General features: G+C 71.8%; 22 protein-coding genes. 12 read left to right on the forward strand and 10 right to left on the reverse strand.

The window, feature by feature from the left end; all coding sequences use genetic code 11:
• Nucleotides 1-381: 381 nt before the first annotated feature.
• Together AADR41_RS29185 and AADR41_RS29190 are read right to left on the reverse strand one after the other, a co-directional pair.
• A complete protein-coding gene (locus AADR41_RS29185) occupies nucleotides 382-639 on the reverse strand; it encodes a DUF3263 domain-containing protein (RefSeq protein ID WP_342284401.1) in 258 nt (85 codons plus the stop codon).
• Nucleotides 640-731: 92 nt separating this feature from the next.
• The gene (locus AADR41_RS29190) at nucleotides 732-1,952 is read right to left on the reverse strand and encodes an ABC transporter substrate-binding protein (RefSeq protein ID WP_342284402.1); all 1,221 of its coding nucleotides are present in this window, start codon (nucleotides 1,950-1,952) and stop codon (nucleotides 732-734) included.
• Between the two features lie 456 nt (nucleotides 1,953-2,408).
• On the opposite strand from AADR41_RS29190, the gene AADR41_RS29195 reads away from it, so the two are divergent.
• From AADR41_RS29195 to AADR41_RS29210, 4 genes are all read left to right on the forward strand, one after another.
• Entirely contained in the window at nucleotides 2,409-3,341 is a 933-nt protein-coding gene (locus tag AADR41_RS29195) for an ROK family protein (protein WP_342284403.1), read from the forward strand.
• The gene (gene nagA / locus AADR41_RS29200) at nucleotides 3,341-4,495 is read left to right on the forward strand and encodes an N-acetylglucosamine-6-phosphate deacetylase (RefSeq protein WP_342284405.1); all 1,155 of its coding nucleotides are present in this window, start codon (nucleotides 3,341-3,343) and stop codon (nucleotides 4,493-4,495) included. Before AADR41_RS29195 ends, nagA begins: the two co-directional genes overlap by 1 nt.
• A 170-nt stretch (nucleotides 4,496-4,665) precedes the next feature.
• A complete protein-coding gene (locus AADR41_RS29205; RefSeq protein WP_342284407.1) occupies nucleotides 4,666-5,670 on the forward strand; it encodes a 1-phosphofructokinase family hexose kinase in 1,005 nt (334 codons plus the stop codon).
• Between the two features lie 59 nt (nucleotides 5,671-5,729).
• Nucleotides 5,730-6,581 carry a class II fructose-bisphosphate aldolase gene (locus AADR41_RS29210; RefSeq protein ID WP_342284409.1) on the forward strand — a complete coding sequence of 284 codons (852 nt, stop codon included), beginning with the start codon at nucleotides 5,730-5,732 and terminating at the stop codon, nucleotides 6,579-6,581.
• Between the two features lie 270 nt (nucleotides 6,582-6,851).
• Here AADR41_RS29210 and AADR41_RS29215 read toward each other — a convergent pair whose 3' ends face one another.
• Complete coding sequence (locus AADR41_RS29215; RefSeq protein ID WP_342284411.1) at nucleotides 6,852-7,817, reverse strand: CBM35 domain-containing protein; 966 nt, start codon at nucleotides 7,815-7,817, stop codon at nucleotides 6,852-6,854.
• A 152-nt stretch (nucleotides 7,818-7,969) separates the two neighbouring features.
• Nucleotides 7,970-9,613: a diguanylate cyclase CdgB gene (cdgB, locus tag AADR41_RS29220; protein WP_342284412.1), complete on the reverse strand. Its 1,644-nt coding sequence runs from the start codon at nucleotides 9,611-9,613 to the stop codon at nucleotides 7,970-7,972.
• A gap of 362 nt (nucleotides 9,614-9,975) precedes the next feature.
• On the opposite strand from cdgB, the gene AADR41_RS29225 reads away from it, so the two are divergent.
• Complete coding sequence (locus AADR41_RS29225) at nucleotides 9,976-10,482, forward strand: flavin reductase family protein (RefSeq protein WP_342284414.1); 507 nt, start codon at nucleotides 9,976-9,978, stop codon at nucleotides 10,480-10,482.
• 54 nt (nucleotides 10,483-10,536) lie between these two features.
• On the opposite strand, the gene arfB is transcribed toward AADR41_RS29225, so the two are convergent.
• Nucleotides 10,537-10,971 (reverse strand): alternative ribosome rescue aminoacyl-tRNA hydrolase ArfB, encoded by a 435-nt coding sequence (arfB, locus tag AADR41_RS29230; protein WP_342284415.1) that lies wholly within the window; start codon nucleotides 10,969-10,971, stop codon nucleotides 10,537-10,539.
• Nucleotides 10,972-11,154: 183 nt separating this feature from the next.
• Between arfB and AADR41_RS29235 the strand changes: the two genes are divergently transcribed.
• Together AADR41_RS29235 and AADR41_RS29240 are read left to right on the forward strand one after the other, a co-directional pair.
• Entirely contained in the window at nucleotides 11,155-11,730 is a 576-nt protein-coding gene (locus AADR41_RS29235; protein ID WP_072487943.1) for a TerD family protein, read from the forward strand.
• A gap of 268 nt (nucleotides 11,731-11,998) precedes the next feature.
• Nucleotides 11,999-13,579: a M4 family metallopeptidase gene (locus AADR41_RS29240; protein ID WP_342284416.1), complete on the forward strand. Its 1,581-nt coding sequence runs from the start codon at nucleotides 11,999-12,001 to the stop codon at nucleotides 13,577-13,579.
• A gap of 29 nt (nucleotides 13,580-13,608) precedes the next feature.
• Here AADR41_RS29240 and AADR41_RS29245 read toward each other — a convergent pair whose 3' ends face one another.
• From AADR41_RS29245 to AADR41_RS29260, 4 genes are all read right to left on the reverse strand, one after another.
• A complete protein-coding gene (locus AADR41_RS29245) occupies nucleotides 13,609-15,018 on the reverse strand; it encodes a M1 family metallopeptidase (protein ID WP_342284417.1) in 1,410 nt (469 codons plus the stop codon).
• Between the two features lie 66 nt (nucleotides 15,019-15,084).
• Nucleotides 15,085-16,242 (reverse strand): YncE family protein, encoded by a 1,158-nt coding sequence (locus AADR41_RS29250; RefSeq protein WP_342284419.1) that lies wholly within the window; start codon nucleotides 16,240-16,242, stop codon nucleotides 15,085-15,087.
• A complete protein-coding gene (locus AADR41_RS29255) occupies nucleotides 16,239-16,835 on the reverse strand; it encodes an ankyrin repeat domain-containing protein (protein ID WP_342284421.1) in 597 nt (198 codons plus the stop codon). The genes AADR41_RS29250 and AADR41_RS29255 overlap by 4 nt, the downstream gene beginning before the upstream one ends.
• A 45-nt stretch (nucleotides 16,836-16,880) precedes the next feature.
• Entirely contained in the window at nucleotides 16,881-17,438 is a 558-nt protein-coding gene (locus AADR41_RS29260) for a GlcG/HbpS family heme-binding protein (protein ID WP_342284424.1), read from the reverse strand.
• Between the two features lie 280 nt (nucleotides 17,439-17,718).
• On the opposite strand from AADR41_RS29260, the gene AADR41_RS29265 reads away from it, so the two are divergent.
• From AADR41_RS29265 to AADR41_RS29275, 3 genes are read left to right on the forward strand one after another with little or no spacing between them, the layout of a single operon-like run.
• Nucleotides 17,719-19,008, forward strand: a complete 1,290-nt coding sequence (locus AADR41_RS29265) for a sensor histidine kinase (protein ID WP_342284444.1) — start codon at nucleotides 17,719-17,721, stop codon at nucleotides 19,006-19,008.
• Complete coding sequence (locus AADR41_RS29270; protein ID WP_342284426.1) at nucleotides 19,005-19,634, forward strand: response regulator transcription factor; 630 nt, start codon at nucleotides 19,005-19,007, stop codon at nucleotides 19,632-19,634. Before AADR41_RS29265 ends, AADR41_RS29270 begins: the two co-directional genes overlap by 4 nt.
• A 52-nt stretch (nucleotides 19,635-19,686) precedes the next feature.
• Nucleotides 19,687-20,184 (forward strand): hypothetical protein, encoded by a 498-nt coding sequence (locus tag AADR41_RS29275; protein WP_093540291.1) that lies wholly within the window; start codon nucleotides 19,687-19,689, stop codon nucleotides 20,182-20,184.
• Nucleotides 20,185-20,342: 158 nt separating this feature from the next.
• Here AADR41_RS29275 and AADR41_RS29280 read toward each other — a convergent pair whose 3' ends face one another.
• Entirely contained in the window at nucleotides 20,343-21,026 is a 684-nt protein-coding gene (locus AADR41_RS29280; protein ID WP_342284430.1) for a pentapeptide repeat-containing protein, read from the reverse strand.
• Between the two features lie 156 nt (nucleotides 21,027-21,182).
• On the opposite strand from AADR41_RS29280, the gene AADR41_RS29285 reads away from it, so the two are divergent.
• On the forward strand, nucleotides 21,183-22,412 hold the full coding sequence (locus AADR41_RS29285) for an NAD(P)-binding protein (protein WP_342284432.1): 1,230 nt from the start codon (nucleotides 21,183-21,185) through the stop codon (nucleotides 22,410-22,412).
• A 110-nt stretch (nucleotides 22,413-22,522) separates the two neighbouring features.
• Nucleotides 22,523-23,203: a rhomboid-like protein gene (locus AADR41_RS29290; protein ID WP_342284434.1), complete on the forward strand. Its 681-nt coding sequence runs from the start codon at nucleotides 22,523-22,525 to the stop codon at nucleotides 23,201-23,203.
• Nucleotides 23,204-23,287 lie beyond the last annotated feature (84 nt).

The raw sequence follows: 23,287 nt of genomic DNA on the forward strand, positions 1-23,287 counted from the left end.
GTTCGGGGGCGCTGCCCCCGGACCCCCGCTCCTCAATCGCCGGAGGGGCTTGAATTTCGCTGCCGGAAGGGCCCCGCTGAGCCGAAGGCACGCGAACCCGGTCCGACAGGCCTGATTTCCGGTGGCCGAAAGGACCACCCCGAACCAACAACGCCCGAACCCGGGCCGCCGAGAGGCCTCACCGAGCCGACAAGCCTGATTTCCGGTGGCGGAAGAGACCACCCCGAACCAAAGACGCTCGAATCCGGGCCGCCGACAGGCCTGATTTCCGGTGGCCGAAAGGACCGCCCCGAACCAACAACGCTCGAATCCAGGCCGCCGAGAGGCCTCACCGGGCCGAGAGGCTGATCTCCGGCAGCCGAAGGGACTCCGATCCGGCTCTCAGCGCCGTTCGCGACGTGCGTCCCGCACCCGGCGCAGGCGGTTCACCGTCACCGGGTCCGCCGCCAGAGCGCGGCGGTCGTCGAGCAGGGCGTTGAGGAGCTGGTAGTAGCGGGTGGGCGAGATGCCGAGCTGTTCGCGGATCGCCCGTTCCTTCGCACCGGGGCCGGACCACGACTGCCGTTCGACGGCGAGCACGGCACGGTCCCGTTCGGAGAGGCCGTCCGTGTCGTCGGGGCCGGGCGTGGGGGCGGTCATATCAGCCAACATATCGCCCGTACGGAAGGCCGGCCGCCCGGAGGCCCGGCCCCGGAGGCCGCCGCCCGCCACTGCGTGTGCCGCGTTGCCCGCTACTCCGTGCGCTCCGCCGCCGCCGAGTCGCGCGCGATCTTCCCGAGCACGTCCTCGGCGCTGCCGTTCGGCTCGACCGCCTTGCCGATGTTCTTCTTGAACGACTCGCTGGACCGGGCCCAGGACGTCTTGCCGTACGGGTAGATATGCGAGTTCGGCAGCGCGGCCAGGAACTTCCACAGCGGCTTGAACCTGGCGTCGGACTCCATGGCCGCGGAGGCGCTGTCGGTGACCGGGAGCAGGTCGTACTCGTCGGCGAAGTCGATGACGTTCTTGTCGGTGAACAGATAGTCGAAGAACTTGCCCAGCGGCACCCGGTGGCTGTTCTGCTTGAAGCCCATGATCCAGTCGGCCACGCCCAGCGAACCCTCGCTCGGGCCGTCGATACCGGGCAGCGGCACCATGCCGACGGAGACGCCCTTGCGCTCGGCCTCCTGCATCAGCGTGGGATGGCCGTTCAGCATGCCGACCTTGCCTTCGGTGAACGCGTCGAACGCCTTCTGCCGGTCGAGCCCGCCGGGGGCGACGGGACCGACGAGGCCCTTGTCGACCAGGTTCGTCTTCAGCCAGTCGAAGGTCCGGACGTTCTCGTCCGAGTCGATCTCGTACGAGCCGCTGTCGTCGATCAGGCCGCCGCCCCCGCTGAGCATCCACATCGTGGCCTCGGCCTGCGACTCCTCCGGGCCGAGCGGCAGCGCGAACGGACTGGTCACCCCGTGCTGCTTGAGCAGTGCCGCGTCGTCACGTATGTCGTCCCAGGTCTTCGGGGCGTCCAGACCCGCCTGCGCGAAGAGCTTCTTGTTGTAGAAGAGCAGCCGGGTGCTGGCGACGAACGGCAGCCCGTACTGGGTGCGGTCCAGACTGCCCGCCTCGGCGAGGGACGGCAGGAAGTTGGCCTGGGTGCGGATGGAGAGCATCTCGTCGGCCCGGTAGAGCTTGCCGGCCTTGGCGTAGTCGGCGTACGCGTCGATCTGGGCGATGTCGGGGGCCTGCCCCTTCTTCACCATCGCGGCGACCTCGCGGTCGATGTCCTTCCACGAGTAGATGCTGACGTCGACGTCGATGCCGGGGTGGGACGCCTCGAAGCCCTTGACCAGCCGGTCCCAGTACTTCTCGGAGCTGTTGGCCGGGCCGTTGCCGTAGTCGGCCGCGACGAGCTTGAGGGTGACGTCCCCCGAGTCGCTGCCGGTGTTGCCGCAAGCCGACAACGTCGCTGTCATACCCAGCGCGGTCACTGCCGCGATCAGTACCCGGTGGCGCAACCGCACAGCCCAGTCCGTCCTCATCCGTCGAGTCGCCCGTACCCGCCACGCCGTCGTGGGGCCCTCCGGAACGAGATGTGATCCTCCCTCAGCCCATCGCCGATGGTCTACACCATGACAGGTATCGCTTTCGCAACGTAACCGGGCCGGTACCCGGTCGCGCCGGGCCCGACAGCACGGCCCCGCCCCACCGCTGCGCCCGCACCGTTGCGCCCCACGCCGCGAGGAGCCGTCCAGGGCATCGCGCACCGCATCGGAAGTCCCCGTGTTCCTCTCCTCCCGAAGCCCTTCTCCCACCCTTCCCCGCCGTGCCGGACCCGGGCCGCGATATCGTGGCCGCTATTTTGTATGTATCCGCAACAAACCGGGATAGTGGACTAGACCTTTTTGGTTCCGCGGGCGAAACTGTTTCCCGTGAAACACGTCATCGCCCTCGATGTGGGCGGCACCGGAATGAAGGCCGCACTGGTCGGGGCCGACGGCACCCTGCTGTACGAGGCGCGGCGGGCCACCGGCAGAGAGCGCGGCGCCGAAGCCGTCGTGGAGTCGATCCTCGACTTCGCCGCCGATCTGCGGGCGTACGGCGAGGAGCACTTCGGCGAGAGCGCCGTCGCGGCCGGCGTCGCCGTGCCCGGCATCGTCGACGCCGAGAACGGGATCGCGGTCTACGCCGCGAACCTGGGCTGGCGCGACGTGCCCATGCGGCAGCTGCTCGGCGCGCGGCTCGGCGGTGTTCCCGTCGCACTCGGCCACGACGTACGCACCGGTGGGCTCGCCGAGGGCCGGATCGGCGCGGGCAGGGACGCCGACCGCTTCGTCTTCGTACCACTGGGCACCGGCATCGCCGGAGCCATCGGCATCGCGGGCACGATCGAGGCGGGCGCGCACGGCTACGCGGGCGAGATCGGGCACATCGTGGTCCGGCCGGACGGGCCGGACTGCAGCTGCGGCCAGCGCGGCTGTCTGGAGACCCTGGCGTCCGCGTCCGCCGTCAGCCGTGCCTGGGCCGCCGCCTCCGGCGACCCCGAGGCGGACGCCGCGGACTGCGCGAAGGCCGTCGAGTCCGGCGACCCGGCGGCCGTCGCGGTCTGGCAGAACGCGGTCGACGCGCTCGCCGCCGGGCTGGTCACCGCGCTGACACTGCTCGACCCGCGCACGCTCATCATCGGTGGCGGTCTCGCCGAGGCCGGGGAAACCTTGTTCACACCACTCCGTGCGGCCGTCGAGGAACGGGTCACGTTCCAGAAGCTGCCCCACATCGTCCCGGCGGCCCTCGGGGACACCGCCGGATGCCTGGGCGCAGGGCTGCTCGCCTGGGATCTTCTCTCCACGGAGGTATCCGCCTGATGGCCGGAAGCGCAGACAGCACAGTTCTCGCAGGTGCCCGGGTGGTGCTTCCCACCGGGACGGTCGAGAACGGCCGGGTGATCGTCGAGGGCACCCGGATCGCCGGCGCCGCGGCGGAGGGCGCACCGACCGTCGACCTGAGCGGCCACTGGGTGGTCCCCGGCTTCGTCGACATGCACAACCACGGCGGTGGCGGCGCCTCCTTCACCTCCGGCACCGTGGACGAGGTCCTCACCGGCATCCGCACCCACCGCGGGCACGGCACCACCACCCTGGTCGCCTCCATGGTCACCGGCGAGATGGACTTCCTGGCCCACCGGGCCGGGGTCCTGTCCGAGCTGGTGGAGCAGGGCGACCTGGCCGGCATCCACTTCGAGGGGCCGTTCATCTCGCCGTGCCGCAAGGGCGCGCACAGCGAGGAACTGCTGCGCGACCCCGACCCGGCCGAGGTCCGCAAGCTGATGGACGCGGCGCGCGGCACCGCGAAGATGTTCACGCTCGCCACCGAACTGCCGGGCGGCATCGACTCGGTGCGGCTGCTCGCCGAGAACGGCATCATCGCCGCGATCGGCCACACCGACGCCACGTACGAGCAGACCGTCGAGGCGATCGACGCCGGCGCCACCGTCGCCACGCACCTCTTCAACGCGATGCCGCCGCTCGCCCACCGCTCGCCCGGCCCGATCGCGGCGCTGCTGGCGGACGAGCGGATCACCGTCGAGCTGATCAACGACGGCACCCATCTGCACCCCGCGGCCCTGCAGTTGGCCTACCACCACGCGGGCGCCCACCGAGTCGCGCTGATCACCGACGCCATGGACGCGGCCGGTTTCGGCGACGGGCTCTACCAGCTCGGCCCGCTCGCGGTCGAGGTCAAGGACGGCGTCGCGCGGCTGGTCGAGGGCAACTCGATCGCGGGCTCCACGCTCACCCTGGACACCGCGTTCCACCGGGCCGTGACCGTCGACCGGCTCCCGGTCGGCGACGTCGTGCAGTCCATCTCCGCCAACCCGGCACGGCTGCTCGGCGTGTACGACCGGGTCGGCTCGCTGGAACCGGGCAAGGACGCCGACCTGGTGGTCCTGGACGCGGACTTCGGGCTCAAGGGCGTCATGCGCAAGGGCGAATGGATCAAGAAGCCGCACATCGACTGATTCGCCCCATTGTTGACGGTGGGTCGAATACGTAACGAAGAGACGGCGGTTGGTCCACGGCTCTGGGCCGACCGCCACCTCTTTGGCATGATCGCCTGGAAAACAGCAGGAGAAAGCGCATTCCCCCCAGGGGCTCGCGCTTCGGAGCAGGGATCGAGGGAGCGGCCGCGGTGATCCTCACGGTCACACTGAATACGGCACTCGACCTGACGTACGGCGTCCCGGAACTCGTCCCGCACGCCAGCCACCGCGTCAGCGAGATGTCCGAGCGACCCGGCGGCAAGGGGCTGAACGTGGCCCGGGTGCTCTCCGCGCTCGGTCACCGGACCGTGGTCACCGGGTTCGCCGGAGGCGCCACCGGGACAGCGCTGCGTGAGCTGCTGGCCGACCTGTCACCACAGGAGCCCGGCGGCCCCGGCGGCCCGGACGCCCCGCACGGCCCCGACACCCCGGGCACGGCCCCCGCGCCCATCACCGACGCCCTCGTCACCGTCGCCGGGAACACCCGCCGCACCATCGCCGTCGTGGACCGGACCACCGGCGACACCACCCAGCTCAACGAACCCGGTCCGCTCGTCGGCGCCGACGAATGGGCCGCCCTCCTCGGCCGGTACGAGGAGCTCCTCGCCGGGGCCGACGCCGTCGCGCTCTGCGGCAGCCTGCCGCCCGGCATCCACGTCGGCGCCTACGCCGAACTGGTGCGGTCGGCCCGCACCGCCGGCGTCCCGGTGCTCCTGGACACCAGCGGCGAACCGCTGCGCCGGGGCATCGCCGCCCGCCCCGACCTGATCAAGCCGAACGCCGACGAGCTCGCCCAGCTCACCGGATCCCGCGAACCGATGCGCGCCACCCGCGACGCCCGCCGCCGGGGCGCGCACGGGGTCATCGCCTCACTGGGCCCGGACGGCATGCTGGCAGTCACCCCCGACGGTGTCTGGCAGGCAGCGCCGCCCGCCAGGGTCCTGGGCAACCCGACCGGCGCGGGCGACTCCGCGGTGGCCGGGCTGCTGTCCGGACTCGTCGAGGGGCTGAGCTGGCCGGACCGGCTGCGACGGGCGGTAGCACTGTCGACGGCGACCGTGCTCTCCCCGACGGCCGGTGATTTCGACCGCGCGGCGTACGAGGAGCTGCTGCCGCGCGTCGGAATCGAGGAACACGCACCGGCGGCCCGATAGGCCGCGCCCGTCCCGAACCCGCGCGAGCGCTGGTTCGAAAGAAGTAGCAAGAGGTCAGCATGCCGCTCGTCAGCACCGGTGAACTCGTCTCCGCCGCCCAGGCCGAGGGACGCGGGATCGCCGCCTTCAATGTCATCACGCTGGAGCACGCGGAGGCCATCGCGGCCGGCGCGGAGCGCGCCGGAGCGCCCGCCATCCTCCAGATCTCCGAGAACGCCGTGAAGTTCCACGGCGGGCGGCTCTCCGCGGTCGCCGCGGCGGCCGCCGCCGTGGCCCGCGCGTCCAGTGCCCCGCTCGCCCTCCACCTCGACCACGTCGAGTCCGTGGAGCTGCTGCACCAGGCGCACACCGAGGGCTTCGGCTCCGTCATGTTCGACGCCTCCAAGCTGCCCTACGAGGAGAACGTGCGGGCCACGGCCGCCGCGGTGGCCTGGGGCCACGAGCACGGCATCTGGATCGAGGCCGAGCTCGGCAAGGTCGGCGGCAAGGAGGGCGAGGCCCCGCTCGACGCACACGCCCCCGGCGTCCGTACCGACCCGGCCGAGGCCGCCGCGTACGTCCGCGACACCGGCGTCGACGCGCTGGCCGTCGCGGTCGGCTCCTCGCACGCCATGACCGAGCGCACCGCCGCCCTGGACCACGAGCTGATCGGCCGGCTCCGCGACGCCGTCCCGGTCCCGCTGGTGCTGCACGGCTCCAGCGGCGTCCCGGACGAGGAGATCCGCCGGGCCGTCGCCTCCTCCGGCATGGTCAAGATCAACGTGGGCACGGCGCTGAACACCGCGTTCACCGGCGCGGTGCGGGCGTACCTGGCCGAGAACACCACGGGCGTGGACCCGAGGAAGTACATCGCCCCGGGGCGCGAGGCGATGGCCGCTACGGTGGCGGGCTTCCTGGCACTGATGGGCTGACCGCGGCAGGCAGCGCGTCGCGCGCGCCGAGCAACAGAGTTCCGAGTTCAGAGTCTCGGACCGGGGACCGGGGGCACCCGGTCCCCGGTCTCAGAGCACCACCCGAGCAGCGTGTGAAGCAGCCCCCCGCAAAGTCGAACTTGCCGCTGCGGGCCACGCGTCCGACTCCTCTTGTGAGCATGCTCAGGAAAAGCCTGACGATCGCTGCTCACGCGGCCCCTCCCGGGCTCGGGCACCGGGAGGGGCCGCGGAGCGTTCGCCCTCAATGAGCTACCCGTTCTGAGGGGTGACCTTCAGCCAGTCCAGAATCACGTCGCACTGGTTCCCGTCCTGGCACGAGATGCTGACCTCGTTCTCACCCTTGATCAGGTCGACCGGCGCCCAGGTGGTCTGCCAGTTCTTCTCCCACTCCGGGTCGGACGAGTCGATGAAGTTCTTGAGACCGATGGGCTGGGAATTCGGCTTCCCGTTCACCGTCAGCGTCGCGTTGGCGTCCTTGGCGGGAATCGCATAGCGCACCGTCAGGCGGTACTTGCCCGTCTCCTTCATCGTCGCCTTCCACGTCACGGATGCCCCGACCGCGTTGAAGCCCGTGACGTACGAACCGTTCGGGCCGTCCGCACCCTTGACCGACTGGCTGACCACCGCCGGACCGCCGAGCTTCAGCGTCGCCGCGTCCTGCTCGGGCAGATCGGCCGGCGCATCGGAGCTCGGCGACTGCTCGGGCTTCGGGGACTCCTCGACCTGATTGCCGGGGCCTGCCGAGGAAGTGGCCTCGTCCTTCTTGTCCTTGTCCTTGTCACCGGTAAGCAGCGCGGCGCCGATCCCGATGAGCACGACCAGGACCACCGCGACCGCGGCGATCAGCAGGCCCTTGGTGTTCGGCCCGCCGCTGCCCGAGGAACCGCCGGACCGGCCGCGGCCGCCCTGCTGCGGGACCTGCGCGGAGGCGCCGGGGTACGTCTCGGGGGCGGCGTACTGCGCGTTCGGCTGGTTGTACCCCTGCTGCTGGCCGTACGACTGCTGCGGCACCTGCTGGCCGTACTGGCGCTCGCCGACGGTGCGTACCTGGTTGTACGAGGTCCTGGGCACACCCGGCTGCTGGGCCGCCGGTCCCGGGTAGCCGTAGCCGCCCTGCCTCGGCGGCTGGGCGCCCGCCGCCTGTCCGTCCTCGTACAGGTAGCCGAACGGATCGTCGTCCTCGGGCTTGTTTGCGCCGTTGTTGCCGGCCGTCATCCCTGGGTCACTCCTCACCATGTCGCCAGCCGTCGCCTGATATCGCCAGCCGTGGCCGACCGGCCGAGCCTACCCCGAACGGACGACACCGAGAATTGCCGACGGCGGCACCGGAAGGGCGGCGGAGCACCCGGGCCGCGCCTCCGTGAACGTCAGCCGGCCCTGCGGTGAACCTTCGACCGCGACCGCTTCTCCACGTACATCCGCTGGTCCGCGGAGCGCAGCACCTCTTCGGCCGTCATCCCGCAGGCGGCCCAGCCGATGCCGAAGCTCGCCCCCACCCGCACCGCCCGGCCGTCGACCCGGATGGGCGGAATGATGGCGTTACGCAGGCGTACGGCCAGGTCCGCGGCGTCCGCGTCACCGAGCCCGTCGGCCAGGACGACGAACTCGTCACCCCCGAGCCGGGCCACGGTGTCGCCGTCGCGGACACAGGTGGTGAGCCGGCGGGCGACCTCGATCAGCACGGCGTCACCGGTGTGGTGGCCGAAGCGGTCGTTGATCGACTTGAAGCCGTCGAGGTCGCAGAAGAGCACCGCGAGGCCCTTCGCCCCGTCGTCGCGCTCGGTGTCGGGCGCGACGGAGTGCACATGGTGGTCGTACGGGCCGCCGGGCGCCGGGTCCACCTCGTAGCCGTGGGTCCGCGCGTCCGGGTCGTCGATGTCGCCGTAGGCCGCGTCCAGCGCCTCCACCGGGGTGGTCACCGCGGCGTTCGGCCGGTCGCAGAGCCGGGCGCTCAGCCGGGAGCGCAGCTCGGCGCTGTTGGGCAGGCCGGTCAGCGCGTCGTGCGAGGCGCGGTGCGCCAGATGCAGCTCGTGGCGCTTGCGCTCCTCTATGTCCTCGACGTGGGTGAGCAGGAAACGCGGGCCGTCGGCGGTGTCGGCGACGACGGAGTTGCGCAGCGAGACCCAGAGGTAGGTGCCGTCCCGCCGCCCGAGCCGCAGCTCGGCGCGACCGCCCTCGGCGGAGGTGCGCAGCAGCGTGCCGATGTCCTCGGGGTGGACCAGGTCGGCGAAGGAGTAGCGGCGCAGGACGGACGCGGGGCGGCCGAGCAGCCGGCACAGCGCGTCGTTGGTGCGCAGCAGCCGGCCGTGCTGGTCGCCGCCCATCTCGGCTATGGCCATGCCGCTGGGCGCGTACTCGAACGCCTGGCGGAAGGACTCCTCGCTGGCCCGCAGCGCCTGCTGCTCCCGCTCCAGCCGGACCAGCGCCCGCTGCATGTTTGCTCGCAGCCGGGCGTTGCTGATCGCAATGGCCGCCTGCGACGCGTACATCTGGAGCGCCTCGCGGCCCCAGGCCCCGGGGCGGCGGCCGTTGCGCGGGCGGTCCACGGAAATCACGCCGAGCAGATCGGCGTCGCCGCCGGACGCGTACATCGGGGCGTAGAGCCGGTCCTGGGGGTGCCACTCGTCCTCGAAGCGGGGCTCCGGCCCGTCGGTGTGCCACTGCGGCACGTCGTCGTCGAGGAGGACCCAGCCGTCGGTGTGCGGTATGAAACGGAGCTCGTCCCAGGTCTGCCCCATCGACAGGCGGCGCTCCCAGGAGGTGCGCGAGCCGACCCGGCCGGTGATCAGGGCCTCGGCCGCGGTGTTGCCCGCGAAGGCGGCGACGACGAGGTCACCGTCGGCACGGACCAGGTTCACACAGGCCAGCTCGTAGCCGAGACCGTTGACGATTCCGTCGGCCACGGTCTGCAGCGTGTCGGCCAGGCTCCGCGCCGTGTTGAGATCGGCGACGGCCTGGTGCAGCTGCCGCATCGTCGCAAGACGGACGTACGGCTCCGACTCGGCCTCCATTGCTCGCACTCCCCGAGACCTCGACAGCACTCCAGGTTTCATATCGACGTACTTACTGCAGTGTCACGGCCACTGAATCACAGTGAGCTGCGCAGTCGGTACACAGGGTCAACAAATATTGCGCTCTGTGACTCAAGTCACAACAGATGGTGAAGGGTTGGGAGTGGCCCGCGAATTCGCTCCGTCCTTTTCTTGAACGCAAATCCGCGCGTTGCAGTGCCCGGGCGGACCGGGGGTCCTAGGACCCGACTGGTCCCCTGGCCCGATGCGAAGGCACGCGTGGCGCGATTAGCGTGCCCGGTGTGTTGCAGCAGACGAAGACCCCCGCCCCGCGTCCCCGGCCCATCCCCCATGCTGAGGGGGTGAGCAACGATGAGTTCCGAGGCGCCCTCGCCCGGCTGGCCGCCGGTGTCGTGCTGATCACCGCCCAGGAGCCGCCGCTGGACGAGAACGGGCGCGGCGAGGACGTCGGCATGACGGCGACCGCCTTCATGTCCGTGTCGCTGGACCCGCCGCTGGTGATGGTCAGCCTGCGCAACGGCTCCCGGATGGACGACCTGCTGTCGGAGCAGCCGCTGTGGGCGGTGTCCGTGCTCGCCGAGAGCCAGCGGCACATCGCCGGGCGGTTCGCGATGAAGGGCCGGATCAGCGACCGGCTGCTGTTCGAGGACATCCCCTACATCCGGGGCGAGGTCAGCGCCGCGCCGCTGGTCGGAGGGGCGCTCGCGACCCTGGAGTGCCGTACCGAGCAGCGGGTCGCGGCCGGTGACCATACGCTGGTGATCGGCCGGGTGCTGAGCGCGGCCCTGCCCAGCGGGGACGGTTCGCCGCTGACGTACTTCCGGGGGCGGTACCGGAAGCTGGGGTGAGAACGGGGACGGGTGCGGGCGCGGGAATCGGCACGGGGGGCCGGACCGGGACCGTCACCAGTCGCGGTTGGAGCGGCCCCGCTTGGTCTCGCCGCGCTGCTTCTTCTCGCGCAGCCGCCGTTCGTTGATGCCCCGGGGGATCCTGGTCTTGCGCCGCGGCCGCGGGGGCGGCGCCGTCGCCTCGGCGAGCAGCGAGGCGAGCCGCACGAGAGCCGTCTCGCGGTTGCGCCACTGGGAGCGGTGCTCGGAGGCGCGTACCGAGAGCACCCCGCCCACGAGCCTGCTCTCCAGTCGCTGGAGCGCCCGCTCCTTCCACACCTCGGGGAGCGACTCGGTCGCCGCGAGGTCGAAGCGGAGCTCCACCTGGGAGTCGCTGGTGTTGACGTGCTGCCCGCCGGGCCCCGAGGACCGCGAGAAACGCCACATGAGCTCGGCCTCCGGCAGGGAGACCGAACCGCGGATGACATAGGGCCCGGACATGACACCCATGTTCCCCGCACCGGAGGGCGTTCGTCACCTTCTTTTGCGGTACCGCCCGTCGGGCCGTCCGGAGCATTCAGGTAAAGAAAGCAAAGGGAGCAGGAACCTCCCGGTCCTCTGCCCGCGTTATGACCTGTGACGGTAGCTTCGTGATGGCATGAAGCCCGCGATCGACGATGAAAGGGACTTCCCATGGCTGTAAGCCTGTCCAAGGGCGGCAACGTCTCCCTCACCAAGGAGGCCCCGGGCCTGACCGCCGTCACGGTGGGCCTCGGCTGGGACGTCCGCACCACCACCGGCACCGACTTCGACCTCGACGCCTCGGCGATCGCGGTCAACCCCGCCGGGAAGGTCGTCTCGGACGGCCACTTCGTCTTCTTCAACAACAAGTCGACGCCCGACCAGACCATCGTCCACACCGGTGACAACGTCACGGGCCAGGGCGAGGGCGACGACGAGCAGATCAACGTCAACCTGGCGGGCCTGCCGGCCGACGTCGACAAGATCGTCTTCCCGGTCTCGATCTACGACGCCGAGACCCGCAGCCAGAACTTCGGCCAGGTGCGCAACGCGTTCATCCGCATCATCAACCAGGCCGGCGGAACCGAGATCGCCCGCTACGACCTGAGCGAGGACGCCGCCACCGAGACCGCCATGGTCTTCGGCGAGCTGTACCGCAACGGCGCGGAGTGGAAGTTCCGTGCCGTCGGCCAGGGTTACGCCTCCGGCCTGCGCGGCATCGCGCAGGACTTCGGCGTCAACCTCTGACGCACCGGCACCACCTCACGAGCCCCCGGCCGTTGCGGCCGGGGGCTTCCGTGTGCGCGCCGCGAACGGATTAGTGCACACCACCCGGTATGCGTCCTCATCGGACACGAACGCCCAACTCCCGCCGATTAACGGACACATGTGTATTCCATTCGGACAAGAACTAGTCAAATAAATGTGAGGTAATTGTTAGCACTCCGTCAATGTCGCTCATTCAGTGGCACGCTCTCGGCTCGTAACCCCCCACGGAACGAGCAACGGAGAACGCATGACCCCCCACATGAACACCCGTCGCGCCGCAGCCCTGGCCGCCGTGGCCGCGATGGTCGTCGTAGGCATGCAGACCGGTGCGGCGAACGCCGTGCCGGACAACGGAAATGACGGCCCCTCCGCCACTCGCAGCGTTGTCCCCTTCAGCGCGAACAAGGCCTCGGTGCGCAACGCCGCCATCAAGTCGGCACAGAGCGACGCCTCCGCCACCGCCGACTCGCTCGGTCTCGGCGGCAAGGAGAAGCTGGTCGTCCGCGATGTGATCAAGGACGCCGACGGCACCGTCCACACCCGCTACGAGCGCACCTACGACGGCCTGCCCGTCCTCGGCGGCGACCTCGTCACCCACGCCGCCCCCGGCGGAAAGCTCAAGGGCGTCACCAAGGCGACCAAGGCCCGGATATCGGTGCCGTCCACGACGCCGAAGATCAAGACCGCGGCCGCCGCCCGCAAGGTGATCTGGGCGGGCTCGGGCAAGCCCGTCCTCGCCCTGGAGACGGTGAAGACCGGCAAGCAGAAGGACGGCACGCCGAGCCGCCTGCACACCATCACCGACGCGATCACCGGCAAGAAGCTCCAGAGCTACGAGGCGGTCGAGACCGGTGTCGGCAACAGCCAGTACAGCGGCGAGGTCGAGCTGTCGACGACCGCGTCCGGTTCCGGCTTCGAGCTGACCGACGGCGACCGCGGCGGCCACAAGACGTACGACCTCAACCAGGGCGAGAGCGGCACCGGTGACCTCGTCACGGACGACGACGACACCTGGGGCGACGGCACCGGCAACGACCGCCAGACCGCCGCGGTCGACGCCGCCTACGGCGCCGCGCAGACCTGGGACTTCTACAAGTCGGCGTTCGGCCGCGACGGCATCGCCGGTGACGGCAAGGCCGCGTACTCGCGGGTCCACTACGGCGACGCGTACGTCAACGCGTTCTGGGACGACAGCTGCTTCTGCATGACGTACGGCGACGGCGCCGACAACAAGAGCGCGCTGACCGCCCTCGACGTCGCCGGCCACGAGATGAGCCACGGCCTGACCGCGTCCACCGCCAACCTCGACTACTTCGGCGAGTCCGGCGGCCTGAACGAGGCGACCAGCGACATCCTCGGCACCTCGGTCGAGTTCGCCGCCGATAACAGCACCGACGTCGGCGACTACCTCATCGGCGAGAAGATCGACATCAACGGCGACGGCACCCCGCTGCGCTACATGGACGAGCCGAGCAAGGACGGCGGCTCGGCCGACTACTGGGACAGCAGCGTCGGCGACCTCGACGTGCACTACTCCTCCGGCGTCGCCAACCACTTCTTCTACCTGCTGTCCGAGGGCAGCGGCGCGAAGACCATCAACGGGGTCGACTACGACTCCCCGACCTCCGACGGCTCGACCGTCACCGGCATCGGCCGGGACAAGGCCGTCCAGATCTGGTACAAGGCCCTCTCCGAGTACATGACGTCGTCCACCGACTACGCGGGCGCCCGTGAGGCGACCGAGAAGGCGGCGACCGACCTGTACGGCGCGGACAGCGCCGAGCTCACCTCCGTCCAGGCCGCCTGGAGCGGCGTCAACGTGAAGTAGCCCGAACAGCGCGGTGATCCGGGAGCCGGTCAGTCCTTCGGGGCGGGCCGGCTCCTGCCGTACAGCCAGGTGTCCCACAGCTCCGTCAGATCCTTGCCGGTCGCCTTCTCCGCATAGGCGGTGAAGTCGGCGGTCGACGCGTTGCCGTGCCGGTACGCCTTCGTCCAGCCCTTCACGAGGGCGAAGAACCGCCTGTCGTCGTCCACGGCCTGCCGGAGCTTGTGGACGACCATCGCCCCGCGCCCGTAGACCGGCGCCTGCGAGATGTCCGCGGCCGTCGGCGGATCGGCGGGCGGGAAGGCCCAGTTGTCGTCGTCCTCGAAGGCGGCGTCGAACAGGTCCTGGATCGGCACCCCCTCCTTGTCGGCCTCCCACAGCCACTCCGCGTAGGTCGCGAAGCCCTCGTTGAGCCACATGTCGCGCCAGCTCTCGGGCGTGACCGAGTCCCCGAACCACTGGTGGGCCATCTCGTGGACGAGCAGCCCGGCGTCCGGCGGCCCGGGGAAGAAGGGCCGGGTCTGCGCCTCCAGGGCGTACCCGGCGTCCCCGTGACGCTCGACGACCGCGCCCGTGGCGGAGAAGGGGTACGGGCCGAACCGCGCCGCCTCCCACTTCACGACCTCGGGAATCCGGGCGAGAATCCGCGCGCTGCCCTTCGCCACCGTCGTGTCCGCGGCGGTGAACACCTCGATGCCGTCCTCGGTGGTCGACGACTTCGTGTCGAAGCGGCCGATGGCGACGGTCGCGAGATAGCTCGCCATCGGTTCGGGGACGTGCCAGCGGAAGGTGGTGGTGGCGCCCGAACTCCGCCGGGAGACCAGCTCGCCGTTGGACACCGCCGTCAGCCCCGCGGGGACGGTGACGGCGATGTCGTACGACGCCTTGTCGCTGGGGTGGTTGTTGCCGGGGAACCAGGCCATCGAGCCGGTCGGTTCGCCGAGCGCGACCGAGCCGTCCGCGGTCCTCAGCCAGCCCTCCTTCGACCCGTCGGGATCGGTGATGGTCTTCGGTGAGCCCGAGTAGCGGACCACCGTACGGAAGGTGCGGCCCTTGCGCAGACGGTCGGCGACCCCGGCGTCCGGGCGCAGCGTCAGCTCGTGGCCCGCCCGGTTGACCGCGGCGGGACGGCCCTCGACGGTCGCGGAGCGCACGGTGAGTCCGTCCAGGTCGAGGTTGAAGGCGCTGAGGTCCTGGGTGGCCCGCGCGGTGATCGTGGCGGTGCCGCTCAGCCGGTGGGCGGCCGGGTCCACATCGAGCACGAGGTCGTAGTGCGTGACGTCGTAGCCGCCGTTGCCGAGCTTCGGGAAGTACGGGTCGCGCAGACCGGCGGCACCGGGGCTGCCCTCGACGCCGCCGGTGCAGCCGGTGGACGTCGTCAGCACCAGCAGGACGAGAGCGGCGGCACGAGCCGTGCGGCGTACAGGTGTTCGCTGATCCACATCGGCGATCCTAAATGGGGGCCCCAGGTGCGGAACGTCCGATTCGGGGGATGTCGCCGAGCGGATTCAGAGGATCGCGATGCCCAGCGGGCGGGCGCCCGCGACCACCTCGAACGGCCGCTTCCTGCCGCTGAGGTCGACGACGGTGATGCCGTTGCGGTACCCGTCGCGGGTGAAGCCCTCGGTGACGTACGCCGTCCGGCCGTCGTCGGAGACCGTCACGTCCTCGTGCGGCCCGTCCAGCGGCACGACCCGCTCGGAGCCCGCGGGGGTACGGACGGTCAGCGACGGGCCCCGGTCGTCGGAGAGGACCGGGCCGGTGCCGACGACGAGGAGGGTGCCGTCGGGGGCGAGCGTCGCGCCGTGCTGGTGGGTGTCGGCGGTCATCGGCTCGACGGTGCTCCGCCCGGTGCGCGGATCGAGGACCACGAGCCGTTCGCCCTCGAAGGGCAGCAGCAGCCTGCCGTCGGGGCGCACCACGGCACAGTGCGGCTTCAGCCAGGAGCCGAGGCCGCCCTCGGTGCCGTACGGGGCGACCTCGAAGCGCCGGGTCGTCCGGTCGGCCGTGTCCACCGCCGTGACGTCGAAGGAGTCGTGGCCGGTGGCGTACACCTCGGTGCCGTCCGGCGAGACGTCCACGTCGAAGGGGCGGCGGCCCACCGGGACCGTGCCGGTCACCTCGCGGGTCGCGGTGTCGACGATCTCCAGCACGCCGTTGCGGCCGGGCACATTGACGCCGACATGGACGTGCCGGCCGTCGGGGGCCAGGGCGATGCCCATGCCGCCGCCCCGGTACTCGCCGGTCGTGACGGGGCCGGTCCGCGTCTCGTACGGGATCCGGGTGAGGCGGGTGCGGGTCGCCGTGTCGACGACCGCGACGCCCTCGGCGGTCGACACCCAGGCGATGCCCCCGTCGTCGACGACGAGGCCGTAGGGGGCGGTGCCGACCTCGACCGAGCCGAGCGTGTGCCGGTCGTGGCCGGGGGCCGGGTCGACGAAGGTCACGGTGTCGGCGCCGAAGTCGGCGACGAGGAGCGTGCCGTGCGGGGTGGCCGCGGCGGAGGGCTTCGACGAGGCGGAGGACGGGGCCGGAGAAGCCGGGGCCGGGGAGGACGGTGCCTTGCCGGGCGTACGGGGCGCGGCCGGGGAAGCCGGGGCGCCGCCCGCGCAGCCCGCGAGGACCGAGGCCGCGGCGAGTGCCACCACCGCGTGGCGCGCCTTCACCGGGCGCCCCGCAGCCGTGCGGCGATGTCCGCAAAGCCGCGGCGCTCCGCGTGCTCCAGCGCGGTCGTCCCGTCGCCGTCCGGCAGGTCCACGTTCGCACCGGCCGCCAGCAGGAGCCCGACGACCTCCTGGTGCGCGCGGCCGCCGTCGCCGAGGATCACGGCCTCCAGCAGGGCCGTCCAGCCCAGCCGGTTGACGTGGTCGACGTCGATGTCGGTGACCCGGAGCAGCTCCCGTACGTAGCCGACGTGACCGCGCTCGCTCGCCGGGATCAGCACGATGCCGCCGAAGCGGTTGCGGAGCCTCAGATCGGGGCCGGCCGGCAGCAGCACATGCAGCATCCGGACGCTGCCGGTGACCCCGGTCGCCAGCCAGGGGCTCTCCTCGCGCCGGTCCTGGGCGTCGGGGTCCGCGCCCGCCGCGACCAGCAGCCGGGCGGTCTCGACATGGTCGCCGTGGACGGCGAGGAGCAGCGGGGTGCGCAACTCCTCGTCGCGGCAGTCGATCCGGGCGCCGCCCTCGATCGCGGACCGCACCCGGCAGGTGTCACCGGTGCGTGCGGCGTCGAGCAGTTGTCGATCGAGGGCGTTCATCTCGTACTCCTGTCGCGGGGTGGGCTCGACGGGGTGGGCTGCCCGCTACCGGGCGAGGGAGGCGACGCCGGCCTGGGCGAACTTCTCGTCCAGGTCGCCGCTCGGGGCGCCGGCCACGCCGATGCCGGCGATCGGGGCGCCCTTGGCCGTGACCGGGGCGCCGCCGGCGAGGAACAGGGTGCCGGGGATGTCCTTCAGGGTCGGGGCGTTGGCCAGGCGCTTGGCGAGCTCGGAGGTGGGGGCGTTCCAGGAGACGGCGGTGAACGCCTTCTTCTGGGCCGCGTCGTAGGACTGCGGGCCGGCGCCGTCGCCGCGCAGGGTGACGACGGTGTTGCCGTTGCGGTCGACGACGGCGACGGAGACGCGCTGGTTCTCCTTCTCCGCGGCCTTCAGGGTGGCCTCGGCGGCCTTGGTGGCGGCGGCCACGGTCAGGTGGGTGGTCTGCTGAAGGTTGTCGTTCGCGGCGTCGGCCTTGACGGCGGCGGCGGGGGCGGCGGCCGGGGTGGAGGCGTTGGCGGACATGGCGCCGAAGGTGCCCGCGCCGAGGGCGGCGACGGCGACGGCACCGGTCAGGACGCGGGTGCGCAGCGACAGCTTCTTCATGGTGGGCTCCTCAGCAGCGTGGATCAGGGTGTGTGGGGCGGTGGACGGGCTCGTTCGGCCCCGGGTCCAATGCTCCGGCCGCGTGCGGCACCGCACTGTCGACGGACCGGCTCGACGCCGCACGCGGGACGGTCGACGGCCCCATCAGCCGATCGGCTGATGCGGGGGTGGCCGTCCGGGGTGACGATGGGGACATCCGTGCAGCTCGGCGGCGCCGCTGACGGTGAGGAGCGAGAGGTACGACGTGAAGCACCGAAGCCGACCGGCGCCCGGCGCGGGCATGGACACGGACCTGGCCCGGGGAGCGGGCAGGACGCCCGGGAGCGCGGTCCGGGACCGGGCCGGTGACCCGGACGCCCGGTGGCTCACGGCTCTGATGCACGCCGCGTTCTTCCTGCTGCTCGGCGCCTCGCTCACCCGCTTCCTGCTGCGCCACCCCGGCGAGGCCCGCACCCCGTGGATCATCGCGCTCTGCGTCGCCATCGCCGTGCTGTACGTGATCGGGCCGGTGCTCGGCTCGCGCCCGACGCCGCGCTCCCTGGTGTGGCTGGGAGTGCTGGTCGCCGTGTGGATGGTGCTGGTCGTCCTCGCGCCGAGCTTCGCGTGGTGCGCGGTGCCGCTCTTCTTCACCGGGCTGCGCATCCTGCCGCCGCGCGCGGCGCTCGCGCTGGTCGCCCTGCTCACGCTGTTCGTCGTCGCCGCCCAGCTCCGGCTGGCCGAGGGCTTCGACCCGAATCTGGTGCTCGCCCCGCCCGCCGTCGCGGCGGTCGCGACGGCGGTCTTCGTCCATATGCAGCGCCAGGCCGAGCGCCAGCGCGAGCTGTCCGAGCGGCAGCGCGAACTGATCGACGACCTGCTGCGCACCCGCCGCGAACTGGCCGCCACCGAACGCCGCGAGGGAACCCTCGCCGAACGCCAGCGGCTCTCCATGGAGATCCACGACACCCTCGCGCAGGGTCTGTCCAGCCAGCAGATGCTGCTCCAGGCCGCCGACCGCACCTGGGACGCCGACCCGGCGACCGCCCGCCGCCACATCCGTACGGCCACCGGCATCGCGGAACGCAACCTCGCCGAGGCCCGCCGCTTCGTCCACGACCTCGCGCCGGCCGATCTCGCGGCGGGCGGCGGCCTGGAGGCGGCCCTGCACGCGCTGGCGACCCGCGAGACGGCGCAGGGGCAGGGGCGGCTCACCGTCCGCTGCCATGTGGAGGGCGAACGGCACACCGCGCTGCCGGACCGGGTGCAGTCCGCACTGCTGCGCATCGCGCAGGGCGCACTGGCCAATGTGAAGGAGCACGCGAACGCGACGGAGGCGGCGCTGACGCTGACCCACCTCGACGACCGGGTGGTCCTGGACATCGCCGACAACGGGCAGGGCTTCGTACCCGCCGAACGCACCGGGACCGCCGGCAGTGTGCGCGGTCACGGGCTGCCCGCCATCCGGGCCCGGCTGCACCAGCTCGGCGGCACTCTGACGATCGAGTCGGTGCCGGGCGAGGGTACGGTGCTGTCCGCCGCCGTCCCCCTGACCGCCACCGCCCCGCCGACCGCCACGGAGGACCTCGTATGACCGCGTCGCCGCCCGTACGCATCCTGCTCTGCGACGACCACGTCGTCGTACGCGCCGGCCTTCTCGCCCTCCTCGGCAGCGAACCGGACATCGAGGTCGTCGGCGAGGCCGGCAGCGGCGAGGAGGCGGTCGCCCTGGCCGCCAGGCTCACCCCGGACGTCGTCCTGATGGACCTCCAGCTCGGCGAGGGCATCGACGGTGTGGAGGCCACCCGCCGCATCTCCGCCACCGGCGTCCATGTGCTGGTCCTCACCACGTACGACACGGACGCCGACATCACCCGGGCCATCGAGGCGGGCGCCACCGGCTATCTGCTGAAGGCCGAGCGCCCCGAGGAGCTCTTCGCCGCGATCCGCTCGGCGGCCCAGGGCCGTACGACGCTCTCCCCGCCGGTGGCCAGCCGGGTCATGGCCCGGATGCGCAAGCCCCTGCCCACCCTCACCGACCGCGAGCTCGACATCCTGGCCCAGCTCTCCCAGGGCCTGGGCAATCGCGACATCGCCCGTGCCCTGTTCATCAGCGAGGCCACGGTCAAGACCCACCTCGGCCGGATCTACGACAAGCTCGGCGTCGACACCCGGGCGGGCGCCGTGGCCGTGGCGAAGGAGCAGCGGCTGCTGTCGTAGGGCCCGCGGCCTCACGGCGCGGGCGCGCCTTCGGGCATGACACCATCGAAGCGTGCTCGACATCGGCTACTCCCTCTCCCGGCGCTTCCCCGATCCTCCGCAGACCGACTACCGCCGCGCGGACGTCCACGCCCTGCGGCACGATCTGTTCTCCGGGGACGTCTACCTCGCGGACACCAAGGAGGACCGCGAGGTGTCCACAGCCTGGGGATGGGTGCCGGTGCTCGACTTCGCGTGGGCGCTGTGCGACATCGTCGAGCAGATCGACCAGGACCCGCGCGGCAACCGCTCGCACCGGCGGCAGTTCGCCGAGCTGGACTTCACCGAGTCGTCCGACCGGATGCTCTTCGAGCGCCGCTTCGGCTGGGTCGACGTCGAGGCCGACTGGATGCCCGGCGAGGAACCCCCGCTCACCTTCAGCCACTCGCTGCTGCGCCGCGAGGCCCGCGACTTCCTGCACGACCTGATCGCCGACCTCGCCGACATGCACGAGGGCCTCGCCGACAACCCCGTGATCTGGGACCTCCAGGCCCGCTTCCCCCGTATCTGACCCCCGCGATCCGGATTCCACCCGGGCCCGCTCCCCCGTAACTGGACCCCGCGATCCGAGCCCCCAGACCCACTTCTCTCGTGTCCGAACCCCGTGATCAATCCCCCCAGACCCGCTCCCCCCGTATCTGAACCGCGCGTCCGGGCCGGCCCGGCGGACTACGCCTCCACCCGCACGCCGATCTGCGCCGCGAACGCCGGTGCCAGCTCCATCAGCTGGGCCGGGCTGATCACCGCGCCGGCCAGCCGCTCCACCCCACGCGCGATGTCCAGCTCGGCGACCGTGCGCAGGTCCACCGACTCCATCCGTACGGAGCTGAAGTCGGCCCGCTTCAGCACACAGTCGCGGAACTCCACCCGCACCAGCTGCGCGTCCCCGAAATCCGGCTCGGACAACACACAGCCCTCGAAGACCACGTCCTTCAGCCGCGCCTTCCGCAGATTCAGGTAGTCGATCTTCCCGCCGCGCACCAGAACCCGCTCCAGCACCGCACCGTGCAGCTGCACCCCGCCCAGCCGTGCGTCCACCACCTCCACATCGCGCAGCGACGCCCCCGCGAGGTCGGTGCCCACACCCCGTACGCCGGTCAGCACCGAATCGATGAAACGGGCCCTGCCCAGCTCCGTACGGTCCAGGGCGCAGCCGTCCAGCGCGCAGTCCATGAACCGGGCCCCCCGACCCGACTCGTCCGCGAGATCGGCCCCGTCGAACCGCACACCGTCGTAGTCGCCGTCCGGCTCCAGCCCTCCCCCGTCGTACGGAACGAGCGGTGGGAGCCGCACCTCCGGCCGCCGGGCCGCCGCGATGGTGTCCGTCTTCCTGCTGCTGTTGCTGCGCGCCATGCCCCCATCGTGACCCATGCCACTGACAACGCCCCCGGCCCGATGTCACGGACGCGCCCCCGCGAACCGTCCCGTACTCAACAGCGCCCGACAGCACCCGAAGGCACGTCCGCCCCAGGCGTCCGTCGGCGTCCGTCAGTGAAGGAGACCGAACGCATGCAGCGCATCCACATCGTCGGCGGCGGCCTCGCCGGGTTCACCGCGGCGATCACCGCCGCCGAGTCCGGTGCCCTGGTGACCCTCCACGAGGCCCACCACACCCTCGGCGGCCGGGCCAGGACCGCCGAGGGCCCGTACCGCACCAACGAAGGACCGCACGCCCTCTACCGCCGCGGCCCCCACTGGACCTGGCTCGACCGGCGGGGGCTGCTGGGCCCGGTGGTCGGCGTCCCGCCCCTCGAAGGCACCCGGCTCCGCTTCCGCCTCGGCGGCACCCTGCGCCGCACCCCGCCCCTCTCCCTCGTCCGCCTCGGCCGGCTCAGGGCCGAACACGCCCCCGTGGACACCGACTTCCGCACCTGGGCCACCGGCCGGGCCGGCGAGGAGGCCGCCCGCCTGGCCGCGCACTACGCCGCCGTGGCGCTCTACCACCACGACCCCGGCTCGCTCTCCGCCGCGTTCGTCCAGGAACGGCTGCGCCGCGCCGCCGCACTGCCGCCCGAGGCCCGCTACCCCGTCGGCGGCTGGGCCCAGGTCATCGACCGGATGGCCGCCCGCGCCTGGAATCTCGGCGTCCGGATCGAGACGGCGTCCCGCGTGGACGCCGACGGGCTCGACGCCCTGACCCGGCAGGGCCCGGTGATCGTCGCCACCTCGCTCGACGCGGCCCGCGCGCTGCTCGGCGACCCCGCGCTGACCTGGGACAGCGGCCGTACCGCGCTCATCGACCTGGCCCTGCGGACCCGGCGCGGTGACGCCTTCGCCGTGTCCGACCTCGACGCCCCCGGCTGGATCGAACGCTTCAGCGCCCAGGACCGCACCCTCGCCCCCGCCGGACAGCAGCTCGTCCAGGGCCAGTTCCCGCTGGCCCCCGACGAGCCCAGGGCCGTCGGCATCGCCCGCGCCGAGGAACTGCTCGACCTCGGCCACCCGGGCTGGCGCGAGCGCACCGAATGGCGGCGGGAGTCCGTCTCCCGGGGCCGCACCGGCGCGGTGGACCGGCCCGGCACCACCTGGCGCGACCGGCCGGCGATCGACCGCGGCGACGGCATCTATCTCGCGGGCGACCAGGTCGCGGCGCCCGGGCTGCTCAGCGAGGTGTCGTTCAACAGCGGTCTGGAGGCCGCCGTGCTCGCCCTCGGAGCGTCCGAGCCCCGGCCCGCCCGCACCACGGACGGAGAACCCGTCCGCACCACGGACGCAAGGCCCGGCCTCAGCCAGATCTGAGACCACCCGACGACCCGCCCGACGAACCTCCCGGCTCCGCCGACGCCCCGCAACACCCCGTCCGGGATGTCGATCACGCCGACGATCACCGGGCCGTGCGTCAATCGGATATGACTCCGAGCAGCCCCGCACCGCCCACCCGGCAACGCCCCGCCGCCGGCTCGTGGCTCCGCAGCGCCGGATCATGGATCCGCAGCGCACCCGGCACGTACATCTGGCTGGTCGCGCTCTTCGTCACCACGGTCATCGTCCACCAGATGTCACCGGACTTCGAGGAGGACTTCCTGCGCCAGCGCTCGACCAACATCCACGAGCTCACCCAGGACCCGCTGCGCGTCCTGGTCACCAGCGCGTTCTGGATCGACGGCGGCCGCTGGATCCCCTACGCCGTGCTGTACACCGTCTTCCACGCCCCCGCCGAGCGCTGGCTCGGCACCCTGCGCTGGCTCGCCGTCGTCGTACTGGCACACGTCCTCGCCTCCCTCGCCAGCGAAGGCGTACTGGCCTGGGCGATCCGGCACGGGCACGTGCCCTGGTCGGCGGCGAACACCCTCGACGTCGGTGTCAGTTACGCGCTCGCGGGGGTCATTGCCGTGCTCACGTACCGCGTCCCGCAGCCCTGGCGGTACGTGTACCTCTTCGCCGTACTCGTCTTCTACGGCATCCCCCTCGTCGCCGGCCGCACCTTCACCGACCTCGGCCACTTCACCGCCGTGCTCATCGGCCTCGCCTGCTACCCGCTGACACGGGGCAGGTCCCGGCACAGGACGGGGGCGTCGAAGGCGCAGTAACGTCCCGCCCCAGGACAACGCAGTGAAATCCAGGGACACCCCAGAGCCAGACCACACACCACAGGGCTTCACACCGGACAAAGC

The organism is Streptomyces sp. CLV115 (genome assembly GCF_038448545.1).
In the GTDB taxonomy this organism is placed as follows: Bacteria; Actinomycetota; Actinomycetes; order Streptomycetales; family Streptomycetaceae; genus Streptomyces; species Streptomyces sanglieri.